This window comes from Achromobacter sp., from assembly GCF_057314935.1.
Map to the genome: position 1 here is coordinate 1 of NZ_DBHKZA010000015.1, position 2,514 is coordinate 2,514.

Annotated in this window: 2 protein-coding genes; one reads left to right on the forward strand and one right to left on the reverse strand. The window is 65.4% G+C overall.

Annotated features, from left to right (window positions below):
- Positions 1 to 131 precede the first annotated feature (131 nt).
- Positions 132 to 1,349 (reverse strand): ABC transporter substrate-binding protein, encoded by a 1,218-nt coding sequence (locus ACO6D5_RS07670; protein WP_006223850.1) that lies wholly within the window; start codon positions 1,347 to 1,349, stop codon positions 132 to 134.
- 214 nt (positions 1,350 to 1,563) lie between these two features.
- On the opposite strand from ACO6D5_RS07670, the gene ACO6D5_RS07675 reads away from it, so the two are divergent.
- Positions 1,564 to 2,484 (forward strand): LysR family transcriptional regulator, encoded by a 921-nt coding sequence (locus tag ACO6D5_RS07675; protein ID WP_315845229.1) that lies wholly within the window; start codon positions 1,564 to 1,566, stop codon positions 2,482 to 2,484.
- The last annotated feature ends 30 nt before the right edge of the window (positions 2,485 to 2,514 follow it).

The following is a 2,514-nucleotide window of genomic DNA, read 5'->3' on the forward strand; positions in this document are numbered from 1 at the left end:
ATCAATCCCGGCCCGGGGGGCACTCCACTCTTTTGCGGCTCCCCACACGGCGCCGCCGCGGCGCTTCAACCCCGCGTCCATGTATCTGGCGGCGCGCCGGCCGGCCAAGGGCCCGGCCGGCGCGCGAGGGGTCATTTCTTCACCAGCGAGCAGGTCGAATCGGCCAGGGGCTGGAACGCTTCGGCGGCCGGAATGGTGGCCACCAGCTTGGAGTAGTCCCAGCCGCCCTTGGATTCCGCGGGCTTCTTCACTTCATACAGGTACATGTCGTGGATGACACGGCCATCGGGACGGATCGACGCATTGCGCATGATCGGGTCCTTGATGGGCAGTTCGCGCATCTTGTCCGCGACCACCTTGCCGTCGGTGCTGCCGGCGGCGGCGGCCGAACGCAGGTAGTGCAGCACGCTGGAATACACGCCGGCCTGCGTCATCGTGGGCTTCAGGCCGCGGAAGGCCTTCTCGAAGCGCGACGACCATTGGCGCGACGCATCGTCGTAATCCCAGTAAAAGCCGTCCACATAGGACAGGCCTTGCGCGCTTTCCAAGCCCAGCGCACGCAGGTCCGACAGGAAGATCAAGAGCGACACCAGGCGCTGCCCGCCCGCCACGATGCCGAACTCGCGCGCCTGCTTGACCGCATTGACGGTGTCCTGCCCGCCGTTGGCCAGCGCCACGACCTGCGCCTTGGAACTTTGCGCCTGCAGCAGATAGGACGCGAAATCGGGTGCGTTCAAGGGATGGCGCACGCTGCCGGCAACCGTGCCGCCCAGCGCTTGCACCGCCTTGGCGGTGTCCGCCTCCAGCGAATGGCCGAAAGCGTAGTCCACGGTGATGAAATACCAGGACTTGCCGCCCGCCCGCACGGTGGCCTTGGCGCCGCCCGCGGACTGCGAATAGGTGTCGAACATCCAGTGGAAACCGACGGGCGAGCATTCCTTGTTGGTCAGCGCCGTCGTGGCCGGGCCGGAGAACATCACGACCTTGTTCTTCTCGCGCGCGATGCCTTGCACCGCCAGCGCCACCGCGGAATTGGTCAGGTCGGCGATCGCCGTCACGCCGTCGCGGTCGAACCATTCGCGCGCTTTCGCGGCGCCCACGTCCGCCTTGTTCTGATTGTCGGCGGACACCAGTTCGATCTTCATGCCCTTGCATTCCGCCGCCAGGCAGTCGTCGATGGCCAACTGCGCCGCCGCCACCGAACCCGCGCCCCCCATGCCGGCATAGGTGCCGGACATATCCGTCAGAATGCCGATCTTCACTGGCGGCTTGTCCGCCGCCTGCGCTTGGCTCACCAACAATGCGCCCAGACACAAGCCTGCGGCCAGCCCGCGTGCGTGCAATTTCATGGATTTGTCTCCTGAGTGTTATGCGCTGATTTCTAGCGTTATGCGCCGTCTTTGCGGCCTGCGACCCCAGGGCAATGCCCCGAGGCCTGCCGACCCAGTGTAGATGTGTGAAAATCAACAAGCAACACCAGAAATGCACATTCCTTGTGCATTCATGCACAATCAATATTTGCGCCTCCCGCCAGTTGGCGCGAGGCGCCTGGGGAGCCGTAACGTGCTTGATTGGGACAGCCTGCGATATTTCCTGGAAGTGGCCCGCACCCAGCGCGTGAGCGCGGCGGCACGCAAGCTCGGCGTCGAACACACCACGGTGTCGCGACGCATCCGGGCATTGGAAACCGAGCTGGACACCCTGCTGTTCGAGAAATCGCGCAGCGCGGGCTTTGTGCTGACCGACGACGGCCAACGCCTGTTCGTCCACGCCGAACAGATGGAAAGCACGGTGCACACCGCCCGCGAAAACCTGTCGGGCATCGGTCAGGCCTTGTCGGGCCACCTGCGTATCGGCGCCACTGAAGGGTTCGGCAGCTATGTGCTGACGCCGCTGGCGGCCGACTTCCAGCGCCGCTATCCGCACATCACGCTGGACATCCTGCCGGTGCCGCGCTTTGTCAGCCTGTCCAAGCGCGAGGCGGACCTGGCCATCACCATCGAACGTCCCCAGCGCGGCCCCTACGTCTGCAGCAAGCTGTGCGACTACACCTTGCGGCTGTACGGCACGCCGGGCTATCTGGCGCGCCACCCGCCGATCGCCAGCCGCGCGGACCTGGCCGACCACACCTTCATCGGCTACGTGGACGAATTGCTGTTCAGTGAACGCCTGCGCTATCTGGAGGATCTGCTGCCGGCCAGCAAGGTGGTGCTACGGAGCACGAGCGTGGTCGCGCAGTACCACGCCGCCTTGCAGGGGCAGTCGCTGGCGATCCTGCCCTGCTTCATCGCCGCGCAGGATCCGCGGCTGAAACCGGTGCTTGAGAACGAGGTGGAGATCACGCGTTCGTTCTGGATGTACTGCCACGAAGACCTGCGCAAGCTCAAGCGCGTGACGGTCCTGTGGGAGTTCATCCGGAAATCGGTGCTGAAGAATGCCGACCTCTTGGCCGGCAAGCGCGGCACGATGAAATACCTGCCCTGACCGGCCGGGCGGGCGCGGGGCGCGCCGGGC

Excerpts from the sequence above, each read along its gene's own strand:
- ACO6D5_RS07670 (WP_006223850.1), bottom strand. The coding sequence starts at position 1,349 with ATGAAATTGCACGCACGCGGGCTGGCCGCAGGCTTGTGTCTGGGCGCA.